The sequence below is a fragment of the Nocardia sichangensis genome (genome assembly GCF_047200615.1).
Taxonomy (GTDB): domain Bacteria; phylum Actinomycetota; class Actinomycetes; order Mycobacteriales; family Mycobacteriaceae; genus Nocardia; species Nocardia sichangensis.
Genome location: NZ_JBJZOK010000004.1, coordinates 67,952 through 83,302 on the forward strand (window position 1 = coordinate 67,952; position 15,351 = coordinate 83,302).

The 15,351-nt window shown below is 65.7% G+C and carries 16 protein-coding genes; 5 read left to right on the forward strand and 11 right to left on the reverse strand.

The features are described 5' to 3' along the window. Nucleotides 1-13: 13 nt before the first annotated feature. The 3 genes from ACL03I_RS06805 to ACL03I_RS06815 form a co-directional block, all read right to left on the reverse strand. On the reverse strand, nucleotides 14-574 hold the full coding sequence (locus tag ACL03I_RS06805; protein WP_412805413.1) for a choice-of-anchor K domain-containing protein: 561 nt from the start codon (nucleotides 572-574) through the stop codon (nucleotides 14-16). A 526-nt stretch (nucleotides 575-1,100) separates the two neighbouring features. After that, nucleotides 1,101-2,384, reverse strand: a complete 1,284-nt coding sequence (locus ACL03I_RS06810; protein WP_355074304.1) for a serine hydrolase domain-containing protein — start codon at nucleotides 2,382-2,384, stop codon at nucleotides 1,101-1,103. 265 nt (nucleotides 2,385-2,649) lie between these two features. Further along, nucleotides 2,650-3,414, reverse strand: coding sequence for a potassium channel family protein (locus ACL03I_RS06815; protein ID WP_364433777.1), 765 nt, complete (start codon nucleotides 3,412-3,414; stop codon nucleotides 2,650-2,652). 332 nt (nucleotides 3,415-3,746) lie between these two features. Between ACL03I_RS06815 and ACL03I_RS06820 the strand changes: the two genes are divergently transcribed. After that, nucleotides 3,747-5,081 (forward strand): carotenoid oxygenase family protein, encoded by a 1,335-nt coding sequence (locus ACL03I_RS06820; protein WP_412805414.1) that lies wholly within the window; start codon nucleotides 3,747-3,749, stop codon nucleotides 5,079-5,081. Between the two features lie 195 nt (nucleotides 5,082-5,276). On the opposite strand, the gene ACL03I_RS06825 is transcribed toward ACL03I_RS06820, so the two are convergent. Next, complete coding sequence (locus ACL03I_RS06825; protein WP_412805415.1) at nucleotides 5,277-5,969, reverse strand: dienelactone hydrolase family protein; 693 nt, start codon at nucleotides 5,967-5,969, stop codon at nucleotides 5,277-5,279. Nucleotides 5,970-6,446: 477 nt separating this feature from the next. Next, nucleotides 6,447-7,397, reverse strand: a complete 951-nt coding sequence (locus tag ACL03I_RS06830; protein ID WP_412805416.1) for a zinc-binding dehydrogenase — start codon at nucleotides 7,395-7,397, stop codon at nucleotides 6,447-6,449. Nucleotides 7,398-7,474: 77 nt separating this feature from the next. Here ACL03I_RS06830 and ACL03I_RS06835 point away from each other — a divergent pair, with 77 nt between their 5' ends. Beyond that, nucleotides 7,475-8,083, forward strand: a complete 609-nt coding sequence (locus ACL03I_RS06835; RefSeq protein ID WP_355074295.1) for a TetR/AcrR family transcriptional regulator — start codon at nucleotides 7,475-7,477, stop codon at nucleotides 8,081-8,083. Nucleotides 8,084-8,274: 191 nt separating this feature from the next. Here the strand turns inward: ACL03I_RS06835 and ACL03I_RS06840 are convergent, their stop codons facing one another. From ACL03I_RS06840 to ACL03I_RS06850, 3 genes are all read right to left on the reverse strand, one after another. Then, nucleotides 8,275-9,105, reverse strand: coding sequence for an LLM class F420-dependent oxidoreductase (locus ACL03I_RS06840; protein WP_355074294.1), 831 nt, complete (start codon nucleotides 9,103-9,105; stop codon nucleotides 8,275-8,277). A 296-nt stretch (nucleotides 9,106-9,401) separates the two neighbouring features. Further along, a complete protein-coding gene (locus ACL03I_RS06845) occupies nucleotides 9,402-9,632 on the reverse strand; it encodes a DUF6400 family protein (protein WP_355074292.1) in 231 nt (76 codons plus the stop codon). Nucleotides 9,633-9,870: 238 nt separating this feature from the next. Further along, the gene (locus ACL03I_RS06850) at nucleotides 9,871-10,323 is read right to left on the reverse strand and encodes a winged helix-turn-helix transcriptional regulator (protein ID WP_355074290.1); all 453 of its coding nucleotides are present in this window, start codon (nucleotides 10,321-10,323) and stop codon (nucleotides 9,871-9,873) included. Nucleotides 10,324-10,413: 90 nt separating this feature from the next. Between ACL03I_RS06850 and ACL03I_RS06855 the strand changes: the two genes are divergently transcribed. Together ACL03I_RS06855 and ACL03I_RS06860 are read left to right on the forward strand one after the other, a co-directional pair. After that, a complete protein-coding gene (locus ACL03I_RS06855) occupies nucleotides 10,414-10,704 on the forward strand; it encodes a dihydrofolate reductase family protein (protein WP_355074288.1) in 291 nt (96 codons plus the stop codon). 46 nt (nucleotides 10,705-10,750) lie between these two features. After that, on the forward strand, nucleotides 10,751-11,182 hold the full coding sequence (locus ACL03I_RS06860; RefSeq protein ID WP_412805417.1) for a pyridoxamine 5'-phosphate oxidase family protein: 432 nt from the start codon (nucleotides 10,751-10,753) through the stop codon (nucleotides 11,180-11,182). 18 nt (nucleotides 11,183-11,200) lie between these two features. On the opposite strand, the gene ACL03I_RS06865 is transcribed toward ACL03I_RS06860, so the two are convergent. Further along, nucleotides 11,201-11,593 (reverse strand): hypothetical protein, encoded by a 393-nt coding sequence (locus tag ACL03I_RS06865; RefSeq protein ID WP_355074285.1) that lies wholly within the window; start codon nucleotides 11,591-11,593, stop codon nucleotides 11,201-11,203. A gap of 227 nt (nucleotides 11,594-11,820) precedes the next feature. Between ACL03I_RS06865 and ACL03I_RS06870 the strand changes: the two genes are divergently transcribed. After that, entirely contained in the window at nucleotides 11,821-12,477 is a 657-nt protein-coding gene (locus tag ACL03I_RS06870; RefSeq protein ID WP_412805418.1) for a VC0807 family protein, read from the forward strand. A gap of 50 nt (nucleotides 12,478-12,527) precedes the next feature. Here the strand turns inward: ACL03I_RS06870 and ACL03I_RS06875 are convergent, their stop codons facing one another. Both ACL03I_RS06875 and ACL03I_RS06880 read right to left on the reverse strand, forming a co-directional pair. Next, entirely contained in the window at nucleotides 12,528-13,274 is a 747-nt protein-coding gene (locus tag ACL03I_RS06875) for an ABC transporter permease (protein ID WP_412805419.1), read from the reverse strand. A gap of 165 nt (nucleotides 13,275-13,439) precedes the next feature. After that, a complete protein-coding gene (locus ACL03I_RS06880; protein ID WP_355074281.1) occupies nucleotides 13,440-14,873 on the reverse strand; it encodes an aminobutyraldehyde dehydrogenase in 1,434 nt (477 codons plus the stop codon). Nucleotides 14,874-15,351: the final 478 nt, after the last annotated feature.

A 15,351-nucleotide genomic window follows, 5' to 3' on the forward strand; every position in this document is an offset into this window, starting at 1 on the left:
CGGGCGAGTATCTTCAGGAACCCGGCTCAACCTGGGGTTCGAATTTCGCAACGAGCCAGACTCTCTTGATTTCCCCTTCGGGATTTTCGAAGTACGGCTTCACTTCATCCTTGTCATCCAGGAAACCGCTGATGGTCACCAGGTATTCGGTGCCGTCGACGCGGACGATGTCGTTCTCGTGGACTACCGGCGGTCTCACCACATCGGCGACGTCGCCCGGCTGGTTGGGCGTCTCGTCGTGACGGAAACGCAGGGTGAACGTATGGTCGAATCCCTCGTCGTGGAAGTCGACGGTGACCTTCAAGAAAACCGAGAACTGACTGTGTGGCAGGTGAATTCGACGGTTGTAGTGTGTGAATATGCCGAGCCTGAAGTTCTGGCCGTCGAGGCGCGCGTCGACATCGGTGAGGCCGGTGAAGTCGTAGCCGCTCTTCTCCTCGTCTTGGCTGCCGCCCCATCGGATACTCGATTTGATGCCCGTGCTCGACCTGACTCCGGGCTGTCGCAAACCCTCGAACTGCGACTCGTCCACGCTGACGCGCGTCCAAACACCTCTGGTGTCCACTTTTCCCATGACAGACATGCCCCCTTGTTTCCGGACCGATCGGCGAACTGCCTATCTACCGTGAGACACATCATCCCCCACAGAGGGCGACCTGTCATCGAAATCGGTTGTGCGACAGGGATAATTGGGTCGAGCTGCTACTCGGAGATCTTCGCTGGACCCATGCGCGTCGAAGACGGTGAAGGCAGGTTGGTGCGCGCATCTCAGGGGTGTCGTAGCCACTGGTCGAGGGCGTGCTCACCGACGAAGGTGAGTCGGACCATCCTTGTTCGGCGACGTGTTCGCGTAGGAGTGCTGCTGGGTGCGCATCGATCGCCAAGTCCAGTTCGTCGCGAACATCTTTCGGAGCTGTCTTCGAATGCTATGAGACCAAAAGGAACTACGGATCGGTTGCGCGGCCCGGCGTCGTGATATGTCGGCGGCGGCGTGGTGCGCGACGCGGATTGCGGCACGCCGCAGCCCGCGGCGCCCAGCGCAGAAGTGCTGGCGCCGCGGGGCAGCGAGATGACCTTGGCCGCATATACGCGTTGTGCCGCTACGGAATTCCAGGGGTCGCCGGGTGCGGGCCGACGCAGCCGAGTATGAAACAACCCGGTGGCCAATTCGCGAACGGTGCGGACATGGGTTTACCCAGGCAGGACAGCGGGTTGCAACCTGGGTAGGCCATCGGGCCGATGCCGAGTGCGGCGAGTGTCGCGTCCGGGTTCGAGATCATCGGATCGGACAGTTGGACATCGGATTGCTGTTCGTAGGGCGCCGCAGCGGGTATGCGAGGGTCCCGGAAGGCGGCGCCGACCGCGCGCAGGACATCGTGCGGGAAGCTCAACGCGCTCCCCGGCACCGTGACACCGGTCCAACTGACCATCAATCCGAGGCTCGGCACCACGAAATTGTCCTGGCGCATCATTCCCGACATCTGCATCGCATCCGGCGGCAGTCCAGGAAAGTAGTTGCCGCAGTCCGGCCCGTTCACCACGAACAGGAAGCCATAGCATGGGTTCGTCGGGGCGGGCCGGCCTGCCTGCGCGAGATATTCCGCGGAAATGATCTGGTGACCGCCCCACTGGCCGCGATTGGTGAGCAGCAGTCCGAGCTTGGCGAAGTCGTCCGGTGGCAGCAGTAGATGCGCGTAACCGTAGGTGTTTCCACTGCGGTCCCGTCCCCAGAAGTAGTCGGTCGGCGGAATTCCCAACGGATCGAAGAGCTTTCGTTGCGCGTACGTCTGAAAGTCCTCATCGACCGCACGCTGGATGACGTACACGAGCAGATCGACAGCGCGCTGACTGTAGCGCCACTCGGTGCCCTGCTGTTGATCGATCGGCATCGCCAGCGCCTGCGCCACCACATTCGGGTCGATTTGCGCCAACCCGGTGATGCCCTCCGAGGCCACCGCTACCCGCATGCCGCTGGATTCGATGAGCAGATTCCGCACCGTGATCGCGCGATGTCCGGCATCACCGAGCTCGGGCGGCAGATAGGCGCCGATCGGGTCATCGAGCCGCAGCCGCTGCTCGTCGACCGCGATCCCGGCTACCATCGAAACCACACTCTTGGTGCTACTCCATAGATTCCACGGCACACCGGCGGCCCGCGCGGTGTTCGGGCCGGTCGCGATCAGGCAATTGTTCCGAAAGATCTGCAGCGTCGTGCGGGTCGAATCCGCCGCGAGCGCCACTGCCTGGCGCAGCGCGGGCGAATCGAGTCCGACCTCCTCCGGGGTCGCTGTTTCCGGTACTCGTCCACTGCTGACCGCGCAATGCCTCAGCCCGTCCGGTTCGGCATGCGCCGTCACCGGCGCACCGATCCCGAACATCGACATTGCCGCCGTAATAGCGACCACCGCAACACTTCTCATAGCTCGACCCACGTCGGCCTCCGCTCTCGACGAACTCCACCTGGCTCATCGCCCCCACCTCACCCCCGGTTACGGCCCTGCGCGCCCCTACTTGCAGGGGCGGCCCCGCACCGGCCCGCATCCGCTGGTGGTCGCGGCTGTGGCGAATCATGTTGAAATCCGGCCGACACCGCAGGGTCGCGTTGGCGACTCTCGCCGGAGATGGGCATTGTCACCGAGGATGCGTGGGTCATTCGGCCGGCACGGTATCCGGCTCGATCCCAGTGGATCGCAGAGCGGCCACCTCGGCACGTAATGCTCTGATCTCTGCGACGAGTTCGGTGATCTCCCGATCGGTACTCTCCACATTCGCCTCGACGCTCTTCAGCTGATCCATCACCCAGCTGGTGGTGGTGCCGATTGCGAAACTGATCAGGCCGATGCCCAAGGTCATCAGGATCAGCGAGATCAAACGGCCTTCGGTGGTCACCGGATACACATCGCCGTAGCCGACGGTGGTCACCGACACCATCGACCACCACAGCGCGTCACCGAAATTGTGGATCTTGCTGTCGGCCGCCCCGTACTCGGCGTCGAAGAATGCCAGACTGCACAGCAGCAGAAGCAGTAGCGAACTAGTTCCGACGAATACCGCGAGCCTGGCTCTGGTCGTCGTGTTCCGGTTCAGGGTGCCGATCACGAGCATGGCCGCCCGCAACAGCCGCAGGGGGCGAAGCGGCGGCAACACCACGATCAACAGGTCGACCGGGTGGGTACGCAGGAATCGCAACCGGTTCCCGGACAGCACCAACCGCACGGCGAAATCCAGCGCGAACGCCGCCCAGATCAGCACGTCGACCCGGGTGAGCCAGGCGTCCAGGCGAGGCGATGCCCCGGTATCGAGCACCTGCCAGGCATAGACGCAGAGAAACGCGACGGCCAGCACCATCAAGGGGATGCCGGTCGTCCGCTCCCAGGACTCTCTGCGGGTGCACTCGGAATGTGTTTCGGTCATCGGACTACCTGTGTCGCTGCGCAGCGGTGTCGGCGACACCGCGGGTTCGGCCGCCGAGTCCCGAAAGAGACCGGCCGTTCTCCAGCCGATTCTCACACGGAACCCAGGTCACCGTGCCTATCCCGGTCGTCATTCCAGCGACGAGTCGGCCGGCGCCATCCGCGACGGCCGCCGCCGGCGCGGATGGCGGTGATCGAGTCGCGCATATTTTCTTGCGCGGCGCTGAGCTGGGAGTTCGGTGAGCGGCTCAGGGCTTCGCCGAAAACAAGTCTGTTTGTTCGGGAATTGTCTCGGCATCCTGGCACGGCGATCCGGGGAAGGGAGATCCGACGATGACAATGCCGTCGCACGCAGCCGTGCCGCTGCATCTGGCCGGGAACAACGCGCCGGTCACCGAGGAATGCACCGTGGAACCAGCGGAGGTGATCGGAGAAATACCCGCAGACTTGAACGGAATGTTCGTGCGTAATGGTCCCAACCCACGGACCGGTTGGTCACCGCACTACTTCGCCGGGGACGGCATGGTCCACGCGGTCGCCTTGACGGAAGGACGCGCGCGCTGGTATCGCAACCGCTACGTGCGCACCCCGCTCTACCACCACCCGGGCCGATCGCGCTTCGAACTCGGCTTCGACCCGGCGACCGCGACAATGGATTACCGGGTCACCACGGCCAACACTCACGTCGTCAGCCACGCGGGCCGACTTCTGGCGCTCGAGGAAGGCGGCTTCCCCTACCAGCTCACGCCGGAACTGGAGACCGTCGGACCGTTCACCTTCGACGGCGCGCTGCGAACGCCGATGACCGCGCACCCCAAGATCTGTCCGGAATCCGGCGAGTTGCTGTTCTTCGGTTACCGACTGCGCCCGCCGTATCTGACCTACCACCGTGTGTCACCCTCCGGCGAGCTGCTCCGGACCCAGCCGATCGAACTTCCGCGCGCCACGATGATGCACGACTTCGCCGTGACCCGGCACCATGTGGTCTTCATGGACCTGCCGGTCGTGTTCGACCAGGTCACCGCAGCGTGGCGCTGGGACGACGGACATCACGCGCGGTTCGGCGTGATGGCCCGCGCCGGTGGCCCGGTCCGCTGGTTCGACATCGAACCCTGCTATGTGTGGCATACCCTCAACGCATTCGAGGCCGACGGCGCCATCACCCTCACCGGTACGCGGGTGGCAGCATTGTGGCGGGACGGCAGCGACGATATCGGCGGCGGACTGCCCCGCCTGCACCAGTGGCGCCTGCTGCTTGCCGAGGGCACCGTCACCGAACAGCAGGTGGACGACGCGGTGGCCGAGTATCCGCGCGTCGCCGACAGCATGGTCGGGCTCCACCACCGCTTCGGTTACCTGGTCAGCTTCTCGCTCGAAGCCGAACCGAGCCACTCCCGCATCTACCGCTACGACTTCGCCGACGGCGCCTCACGGCGCACTCACCGACTGTCGGAAGGGCGTACCTGTGGTGAGGCCGTGTTCGTCCCGCGCGCCCAGGCGACGGACGAAAACGACGGATACCTGATGAGTTTCGCCCACGATCGTCTTCACGGAAACGGCTACCTTCTGATTCTGGACGCCGCCGACCTCGCCAGCCCTCCCATCGCCGAAGTCCACCTGCCCGTCCGAATCCCCACCGGCTTCCACGGCAGTTGGATCCCCTCTTGACTCCATCTCCAGCTGTTGCGCCGACCGCCCGCGCGGTCTCCTCCAATCCGTGTGTCGAGGCAGCGCGGCGCGCAGGTGTGCGGCCGATGCCGCGGTGTCCGGGGCCGCCGTCGCGGACGGCGGGGAGCGTTCGATGCTCTACTGGTCCGACAACGCGGGCGGAGGCTCCCCGACGCCGATCTCGCGGCGTCGCGGTCACCGTAGGTGCTGGCCGAAGAACGTGAATACCCTCTGCCACGCGTCCGCGGCGACTTTCTCGTTCTCGCCGAACCCGAAGATGCGCGCCACCGCCTGCAGGGGAGTGCGGTCGGCGAAGCTGTGACCCGCGCCGGGGTAGGTCTTGACGTCGTGTGGAATCTTCTTCTGGGTCAACACTTCTTCGAGGCGCGGGCCGCTACCCCGGTTCATCGGATCGCGTCGGCCGAAGCTGGCGACTATGGGGCACGCGCCCTCGACGATTTCGGCGTACTTGCTCTGCAGGGGCGGTGGATAGAACGGCGCTGATGCGCCGAAACCCTTCGTAGAGGCGACGAGGGCGAACCCGCCGCCCGAGCAGAATCCGGCGATGCCGACTGCACCGGTGCAGTCGGACCTTTCTGCCAAGCATTTTCGTGCCGCCGCGATGTCGTCGAAGGTGCGGCCTTCATAGGCCATGAGATCGTTGAACATCGAGCGCATACAGCGGATCATCCCGCCGCGGGAGTACAGGTTGGGCACGATCGCCAGATAGCCGTTGCCGGCGATGCGACGCGCGATCTCCCGGTGGGGGTCGCGGAGCCCAAGGGCGTCGTGGATGACGACCACGCCAGGCCAAGGTCCCTCGCCGGACGGAATTTCGAGCACCGCGTCGATGGTTTCGTCGAGCGTCTGGATGCTGATGTCTGTCATGGCGCTCTGACTTCCTTCGGTGGGTCGGGGCGAGTTTGTCGGGACGTCGAGCGGTGGACATCCACACGGCCAGCTGAATGCGGTGTCGAGTCTGCTGCGCAAACTCCGATTATCCCAGTTCAGGAGCCTTTTCCAGGTCGACGCGCCTGTGCTCGACCCAGCCGGTCGAACAGAAGCTACCTCACCGCCCGCACCATCGAACTCGAATTGAAACCAGCACTATGTTATTGCGATCGTCGGCGCTTCCGGCTGTCGAACGTAGGGGTCCACCGCGGAAGGCAGGGGATGATGGGGCTATGGCAGTACCGACGCCGCCTCTGAAACCGATACGGCCTGTGAATCCGATGGAGCGCGTCGAGCCGAATCGGGCGGTCGGGGGCTGGGCGGTCCGGCCGCCGAGAAATCTTTCCGGTGGTGCGGGAGGGGCAAATCGCCGGGGCGCGGAGACCTGGCGCTGGATTTCGGCGACGCGATCGCTCACGGCGTCAGGACGATGCGACCGAAAACCTCTCCGGCGTCCATCTTCCGATGCGCCAGCGCGGCCTGCTCCAGCGGCAGCAATTCGTGCACTACCGCATCCAGTTCCCCGCGAGCCGCGGCGGCGAACTGCTCGGCGCGGATCGCTCGCTGGGCGGTGTGGTCGATGGTGTCTGCGCTGAAGGTTGCGAAAGAGAGCGACTTCTGGAACGCCGTCATCATCGTCATACCGAAATCGGCCGGTGGATAGCCCGCGACGATTCCCGCGACCACCATGCGGCCGTTCGGCGCGAGTTTGCCGAGGAACGACGGGACGGCGGCGCCGGCGACGATGTCGATGATGACGTCGTAGTCCGCGCCGCCGGTCCCGGCGCGGTCCAACACCTGGGTGGCGCCGAGGGCGCGGAGCCGATCGCCTCTCTCCGGCGAGGAGGTCGTGACCGCGACCGCGGCGGCGCCGGCGCGAGCGGCGAGCTGCACGGCCGAGATTCCGATACTGCCCCCCGCTCCGCGCACCAGCACCGACTCGCCTGCGGCGAAGCGGGCGTGAGCGAGACCGAAGTGCGCCACGACTCCGGAGCTGCCCAGGGTGACCGCCGCGGCCGGAGACAGGTGCTCGGGCAGCGCGAGGATCTGCTCGACGGCGGCGACGGCATGTTCGACATATCCGCCGCCGACCCCGGTGAACGCCCACACCCGCCGCCCCACCCACGAGCGGTCGACACCCGCGCCGACCGCGGTCACGACCCCGGCGACCTCGCTGCCGGGGATGTGCCCCTCCCGGAAGCCGTAACTGCCGAGGGTGCCGCGCCGGATCACCGCGTCCACTCCACCGACGCCGATCGCCTCCGTGGTGACGAGCACCTGACCTGCGGCGGGCGACGGGATGCGAATGTCGGCCACTGCCATGCCGTCAGGGCTTCCGAAGGTCCGGATCTCGATGGCTTTCACTGGCTCTCCTCGTCTCCCGTCAGCCCCCCGAGCCGACGCTAACGGACGCATGCGTCCGCTTAGCTAAAGTGAGAGCGGTGGCCGACCGTTTGCCTCACACTCTGCGTTCGGATGCCAGGGACAACCGCGAACGCATTCTGGACGCCGCGCGTGCTCTGTTCGCCGCCGAGGGAATGACCGTGCCGATGCGCGATATCGCCCGCCATGCCCGGGTCGGGCCCGCGACGCTGTACCGGCACTTTCCGACCAAGGAGATCCTGGCCACCGCCGCGTTCGCCGGTGAGATGCGCGCCTGCCGCGCCCTCGTCGAGCAAGGACTGTCCGACCCGGATCCCTGGCATGGCTTCTGCCAGTTCATCGAGAACATCTGTGCGCTGCACGCCGACAACCGCGCCTTCACCGAGGCGTTCACCTCGACCTTTCCCGACGCAATCGACTTCGCCGCCGAACGTGCCGCTGCGCTACGGGCGGTCGGCGAACTGGCCCGCCGCGCCGAGAAGACCGGGCAGCTGCGACCCGACTTCGCAGTCGCCGACCTGAGCCTCATGCTCATGGCACACCGAGGAATCCGGGCCGGCTCGCAAACCCGTGTGGCGGCCTCGCGGCGCTTCGCCGCGCTCATGATCCAGGCGTTCCGCGCCTCGCCTGAGAACGGTCCGCTGTCGGCAATGCCGCGTGCGCGGTAGGAGTCGCTTTCCGCCGCAACGCAACACCGCGGGACGGTGGCAGCCTGCACACCCTCCGACCCCGGCTACCTCTGCGGCAGCGGATGCATCCGTCGCCAGTGCTCGACACCGCTGTGCGCACCCATCGAACCGTCGATCGACGTGGATCAGCGAATGGCCGGCCTTACGAGAACGCGGCCCGGCACGGTTATTCAGTCGGCCGCGGTCAGCAGCGGCGCGAGTTGGCGCAGCGAGCCGAGATAGTCCGCATCCAATGCCTGCAGCGCAATGTGGTCGGCACCAGCCTTCAGATGCTCGACCAGTTGCCCGGTGACCTCGACGGGCGTGCCGTGCACCGTGAGCACATCGATGAGACGGTCACTGCCCGGTTTGGTCACATCGTCCTCGGAGAAGCCGAGACGCCGCAGGTTCGAGACGTAATTGCGCAGGCCGAGATACATGTCCACCATCTGCCTGCCGACTTCGCGCGCCCGCTGCGGATCGTCGTCGAGCACGAGCTTCTGCTCCGCGACCAGCAGCGCGGAGCCGAGGATCCGGCGCGCCCGCGCGGTGTGCTCCGGCGGAGCCAGATACGGCAGCGCGCCGGCGGTGCGCTCACGCGAGAGTTCGAGCACCTTCGGCCCGAGGGCCGCCAGTGCGATCCGCTCCTTCGGCACCCCGGCCTTGTCGAGCTCGTCAAGGTACTCCACCAGCGCGTCGTACGGTTTCTGATACGGCTTGTTGGCCTCCGGGTGCCCCACGCCGATACCGAGCAGGAAGCGGCCGGGGAATCGCTGTTCGATCCGGTGGAACGATTCGGCGACCGTATTCGCCGGTGCCGTCCAGATATTCACGATGCTGGTGGCGACGATCAACGTCTCCGTCGCCTCGAGCAACGACTCGACCACCGGCAAGTCGGCGGGCGGCGACCCACCGAGCCACAGCGCGCTGTAACCGAGACCCTCGAGTTCGGCGGCATCCGCGGGAGCGAATCCCCGGTAGCCGCGCCATACTCCGTACCGTCCGAGACCGTCGATCGCCATAAACGTCCGAACCTTCCTTTGCCTCCGCTGGTCAGCGACCCGCCGCTGAAGGTATACCGTTTCGCGTCCCGGCCCACGCGGGCGTGGACGCCGGCGGGCGAAGATTTCCTCAGGAAAACGATAACGGTGCGGACGACCGGCGCCTACGACCCGGGTGCAGTCCGTCCACTCGGCCGTGTCCCTGGTCCCGCGACAGCTCTGGATGAGTTCCGGATGCCGGCTCGGGGACGATCCGTCCGGCGGTCGGGCTGTCGCACACGCCGAACACCGGTCACGGTTCGTACTCGGCGGTCGGATCAGTGCGCAGTATCGCGTGTCGCTCGATCCGGCAGGATCCCCGCTTGGACGAGTTCCTCGTAGATTCGCTGCTGCTCATCGTCGAGATTCGAGTACAGCATGGTGTACGCCAGCTCTTCCTCGGCGAGCACCGCGACCGGATCCCAGTCGTCTCCGAGCGCCGCCAAGACGGCGCTGCGCCGCCGTGCCTCGTCCAGCGTGAGGTCGTAAGCGAAATTATGGTCGGCCATTCGGCATCTCCAACCAGGTTCTTTCCAAAATGAATGGACGACGATGCCCAACCACACCTTTTGGCGCAATGATCTGCATCACGTTCTGTGATATGTCTTCGTCACATTCGATGTCCGTACATGCGCTGGACGGCGGAGTAGAGCGAATGATCGGAAGCGTATTCGGCCAGCGATTGATCCAGGCCCCGAATCCCGCTACCCGGCGCCCTCGCAACTGGACGCAACGCAAGCGGGCGGGTCATCCGGCTGCGCCGGGGCCCGGCAGTGTGTCGATGTCCTCCGCGTGCATCGGCTCGCCGCAGTGGGCGCAGCGCAGGTCGACGTCGCTGATCCGGCCGCACGCGTGGTGGCGGTAGAGCACCGGCGGGCCTTCCTGGCCCGAGAGCCATCTGTCACCCCAGCGGGTCATGACCATGAGCAGGTCCACCAGCTCGAGACCCTTCTTCGTGAGGTGGTACTCGTAGCGTGGCCGCTGGTCGTAAGGACGCCGGACGAGCACCCCCTGATCGACGAGGTGGTTCAGCCGCTCGGTCAGGACCTTGCGGGAGATTCCCAGGTCGGCCTGGATCTGGTCGAACCGATTGAGCCCGACCCACACATCCCGCAGGACCAGCGGTGACCACGGCTCCCCGATGACGTCGAGCGTCCGCGCGATCGAGCACGCCATCCCGCTGAAGTTCGTGCGCTGCATGGAAACAGCTTACCCATTGGAGTTCCTTCAGGGAACTGAAGGTGCTACGGTTCTGAAGTCTCTTGAAGGAACTCAGAGAGGAATGTGGAGATGAGCAAGGTTTCCGACCGCCAAAACCTCGTCACCACCGGCATCGAGGACGCGATCGCGGCAGCCCGTGAGACCGCAGGCGACAAGGATGTCGCCCTCATGGGCGGCGGCGTCGTGACCGAGGCGTTGAAAGCGGGACTCGTCGACGAAGTGGTTCTGCATCAGGTGCCGGTCCTGCTCGGCGAGGGCAGGCCCTTCTTCCGGGCGCTGCCCGAGCAGGTGCGTCTGCGTCTGGTCGAAGCCGTTCCCGCGCCGGGAGTCACTCACCTCCACTACGAGATTCAGCGTTGACCCTTCGATATCGATACCGAGAACTCACGCCCAGGAGATGACAAGCATGCTCGACCCCGAAGTGCGCCGCGTGCTCGAAGGCACCTCGATCGCCCACCTCGCCAGCATCCTGCCCGACGGCGCACCCCACTCCGTCCCCGTCTGGACCGGCACCCACGGCGACCATATCGCGATCATCACCGGCCCCGGCTATCGCAAGACTCGCAACATGCGCCGCGACCCCGGATCGCACTGTCCCTCACACCGGTCGACAACCCGCTCCGGCCGGTCGTCATCCGCGGCAGGGTCGTCGCATGGCTCGAAGGCGACGCCGCATGGGAGATCGTCAACCAAATCTCGACGAAATACACCGGCAACCCCTACTCGCGGCAAGAGGAGCGGTTCATCGCGCTCATCGAGCCGACCCGTCAAAGCATCGGCTGAAACCGCGGGGCTTCACCCCGGCCGGATGTCCCTACCGTCCATCGCATCGGGGTAGTCGGTGGTTGTACAGCCGTCAGGGCGCATCCAACACACTTGCCGGAACCCCGTAGGGCAGGAACCGCACCCGACGGCGATCATCGGTGTTGTCGCGATGCGCGCGCAAGGCCTCGAGTTCGCTCGGAAAGACCTGCTCGACCTTGGCCTCGCCGATGTCGTCGACTCTGTAGATCACCCACACCCCGCTGCCGGTCTCCCCGGTGGTCTCGCCCTCGGGTTTCGGTGGACGTGGCTGTTGTGGCTGGACGAACTGACCGAGCAGCGACGCCAGTGAACCGACGGTCGCGTGATCTACGCGATCCAGGTATACACCGGCTTTCCCGAGCAGGTCGCGGAGCTCGGTGCCCGCCCCGCGCAGTGCGCGTTCGAAATCTTCCGGATCGATGCCGAAAGGCCCGTTGGTTGGCATCGCATGTGCTCCTGGGGACGAGTTGGGTGCTACGTCCTCAGTGTCCTCGCCGAACGCCGACTCCGCCACGTCGAACGGCTGCGGGTCCGGGTCGGGTGCCGTTCAGGGGCGGCTACCGCGGCATGACAGTTGTCATGCCCGACATGTGACGGTTGACAGATCCCGGACGGCTCTCGCGTTCGTAGATTCGATTCCTGTCCGGCCCGTTCTTACAGGAGTTGCCCACCATGATCGTCGACGACACCGTTTCCCCCGCCGCGCAGGTTGCCACTGGGCGTCCGGACCTGCGAAAACTGTTCGCCCCCGTGGCGCGTGACATCCTGGTGCCGATAGCGGCCTACTTCGTGCTGCACGCGCTCGGCTGCTCCGATTTCATGGCGCTGCTTGCCGGGGCGCTGGCCTCCGCGGCGACCGTGCTCGTGGAGGTGGCGCGGAATCGCCGGATCGACCTGTTCGCCGGAATGGTCTTGGGCGGCTTCGTGATCGGACTGATCGGGTCGCTGCTCAGTGGCGACGCCCGCACGCTCATGGTGCAACAATCCGTGGTGACCGCCGGTATCGGCGTCACAATCCTCATCGGCCTGTTCTTCGGCAAACCGCTGACCTACTACGCCGCCCGCCGCGTCATGGCGACCGGCGACCTGGCCGTCATCGAGCACACCTACCGCACCAATGGGCTGGCCCGCCGCACCCACGTCCGCCTCTCGGCATTGTGGGGCGTGGGACTGGTCGTCGAGGCCGCGACCCGGATCGTGTTGGTCTACCGGCTGTCGGTGCCCACCATGGCGTGGTTGTCCACGGTGCTGATGACGGCCACGTTGACGGTGCTGGTGGTCGTCACCGTCCGGATGGTCGAGCGGATGCGCAAGGCGCTCAGGGGGTGACCGGCGCGGGGCGGTGCGGCACCTTCGGCTGGTACTGATCCATTGTGTCGTTATCGTGGTGTGCGGCGAACCTTCGATCGTGCGACCAGTTCGGTGGTCACCGCTACCGCGGATGCTTGGGCCAGCAGCAGGCCGGTGAGAACCAGCATCTGTACCGCGGCGGCTTGCAGAGCTGAACCGCTGGCGAGCAGCACACCGATGAATGCGCCGGGCAGAGTGACCAATCCGACTGTGCGGGTCTGATCGACGCCCGGTAACAGCGCATCACCCGTACTCGGACGGACGACCTCGAGTCGTGCTTCGCGTTCGGTGAAGCCCAGACTCATCGCCGCCTCCACTTCACCCCACCGTTGTTCGACCGTGTCGAGGGCTCGACGGGCGGCGAGCGACGTCGCGGTCATCGTCCCGCCCAGCACGATTCCGCCGATCGGGACCAACGCCACACCGGTGAGTGGGACCACGCCGCTGATCAGCATCAGCGGCACCACCACCCCGATTCCCGCCCCGAGCGCGACGGTGAGCCACATTCCCGACCAGCCGGCCGAGGACCGCTGCGCGGCGGTCGCCACCGCGGCGGCGAACATGACGGCCAGGACGAGCACCGCGGACCAGAGCTGTGCCAGCGCCGCGGCCAGTACCAGCGCGACGATTCCGAGTTGTGCGGCGCCGCGGATCGCGGCGCGCGGAGCCACGGGAGTCGGTCCCAATCGCGCCACCCGATACCACGCGGCTGTCAGAGCCACCATCACCACGCACAGCACCGCCAGTTCGACGCCGGGCTCTACGGTCGCGTGCACCCGCGCCCCTTTCGTCTTCGCTCACGGCACCGGATTCGTTGCCTACGCTGTTGCGATTGTGCCGCCGACCGGCCTGGATCACACGAGTAGGTGATGGCGACGCCGCAATTGGCGCATGGTGCTGCCGGTGGCGGCGACCGGCTGTGCTGTCATCGTCGTGGGGCTTCAGTCGATCTTGGCCATCACATGCTTGACGCGGGTGTAGTCCTCCAGCCCGTACATCGACAGATCCTTGCCGTGTCCGGACGACTTGAACCCGCCGTGCGGCATCTCGGCGACCAGCGCGGTGTGGGTGTTGATCCACACGGAGCCGAAGTCGAGCGCGGCCGACACGCGGAGCGCCCTCGACACGTCCTTGGTCCACACCGAGGAGGCCAGCCCGTATTCGACGCCGTTGGCCCACCGGATCGCCTCGTCTTCGTCGGTGAACGACTGCACGGTGATCACCGGGCCGAAGATCTCGTTCTGGCTCATCCGGTCATCCTGCAACAACCCCCCGATGACCGTCGGCTCGACGTAATACCCGTGGTCGCCCTGCCGGTGTCCACCGGCCACGACCGAAGCGTGATCGGGTACCTCGTCGAGGAAGCCGAGCACCCGCTGTAGTTGGTCGGCGTTGTTGACCGGTGGCACCCAGGCATCCTCGTCATCGGCGGCTTTGCCGAAAGTGGTTGTCGCGCCGCAGGCCTGCTCGGCCAGCGCCGCGGTCAGATCGTCGGCCACAGAGCCGTGACCGAGCACTCGGGTGGCCGCCGTGCAATCCTGCCCCGCGTTGAAATAGCCCGCGGCCGCGATACCCTGGGCGGCAGCAGCGATATCGGCGTCGGGGAACACGATGACCGGCGCTTTGCCGCCCAACTCCAAATGCGTGCGCTTCAGGTGGCTCCCGGCCGACTCCGCGACCGCACGGCCCGCGGCCACCGAACCGGTGATCGATACCATCTTCGGAGTCGGATGCGCGACCACCGCCGCACCGGTCGCCCGGTCACCGGTTACCACGTTGAGCACACCTGGCGGCAGGTGTTCGGAGGCCAGTTCGGCGAGCATCACCGTCGTCACCGGAGTGGTTTCGCTCGGCTTGATCACCACGGTATTGCCTGCCGCTATCGCGGGAACGAACTTCCAGATGGCCATCATCATCGGGTAATTCCACGGTGTCACCTGCCCGATGACGCCGATCGGCTCCCGGCGGATCCAGGATGTGTGGCCCGCCAGGTACTCGCAGGCCGACTTGCCCTCGAGTACCCGTGCCGCTCCCGCGAAGAATCGGGTCTGGTCCAGCATCTGCGGGATCTCCGCGGCCGAGGTGATGTGGTTCGGCTTGCCGGTGTCGCGGCCCTCGGCCTCGACAAGCGCGTCGGCGGCATTCTCCAACTCGTCGGCGAAATCCAACAGCGCCTTCTGGCGTTGCGCCGGCGTCGTCCGCTTCCAGTCGCGGAACGCTCTGGCGGCCGCTGCGTACGCGTTGTCGATGTCCTGTTCGTCGGACACCGGGGCGGTACCGTACCGATCGCCGGTAGCGGGGTCGACCAGTGCCATCGTCGCACCACCGACCGAGTCGACGAGCTTGCCGTCGATGAAGTTCTGAACCACTGTCATGATGCCTCCTCGATCGCTCTGTTCTGTCGACGATTCGTTGGCGTGGGATGGTCGGTCGACTCGGCATCTGGTCGCCATCGTCGGGCTATCAATTATCGTCGATATTTGATTTATCGATATCGAATGAATTGATTTTACTCCTCTCGTGACTGCCGAGGACTATGCTGCTGGAGTCCTGCTTATCCGCGCCGAACAGTGTCATTTCATCCGATTGCGACGAATTCCGCCTCGCTAAGAATATTGTCGTTCCAGATGTCGGAAAAGTTGTGCACCGCCTTCACCCCCCGCCGACCGGCGTTGCCGCCGCCCATCGGGATATCGAATCATGGCTCGTGGCCCGTCTGGCCACGAAGGCGGCGGCGAATTCGATTGGGTTGGTGGAATGCGGCGGCGATTCTGCGGCAGATGCAGATTCGTCGACGCGAAGTGTCCCAGGCGGCCCGGCGGGGAAGGCGGATGGACATCGGGGCGGGAGCGC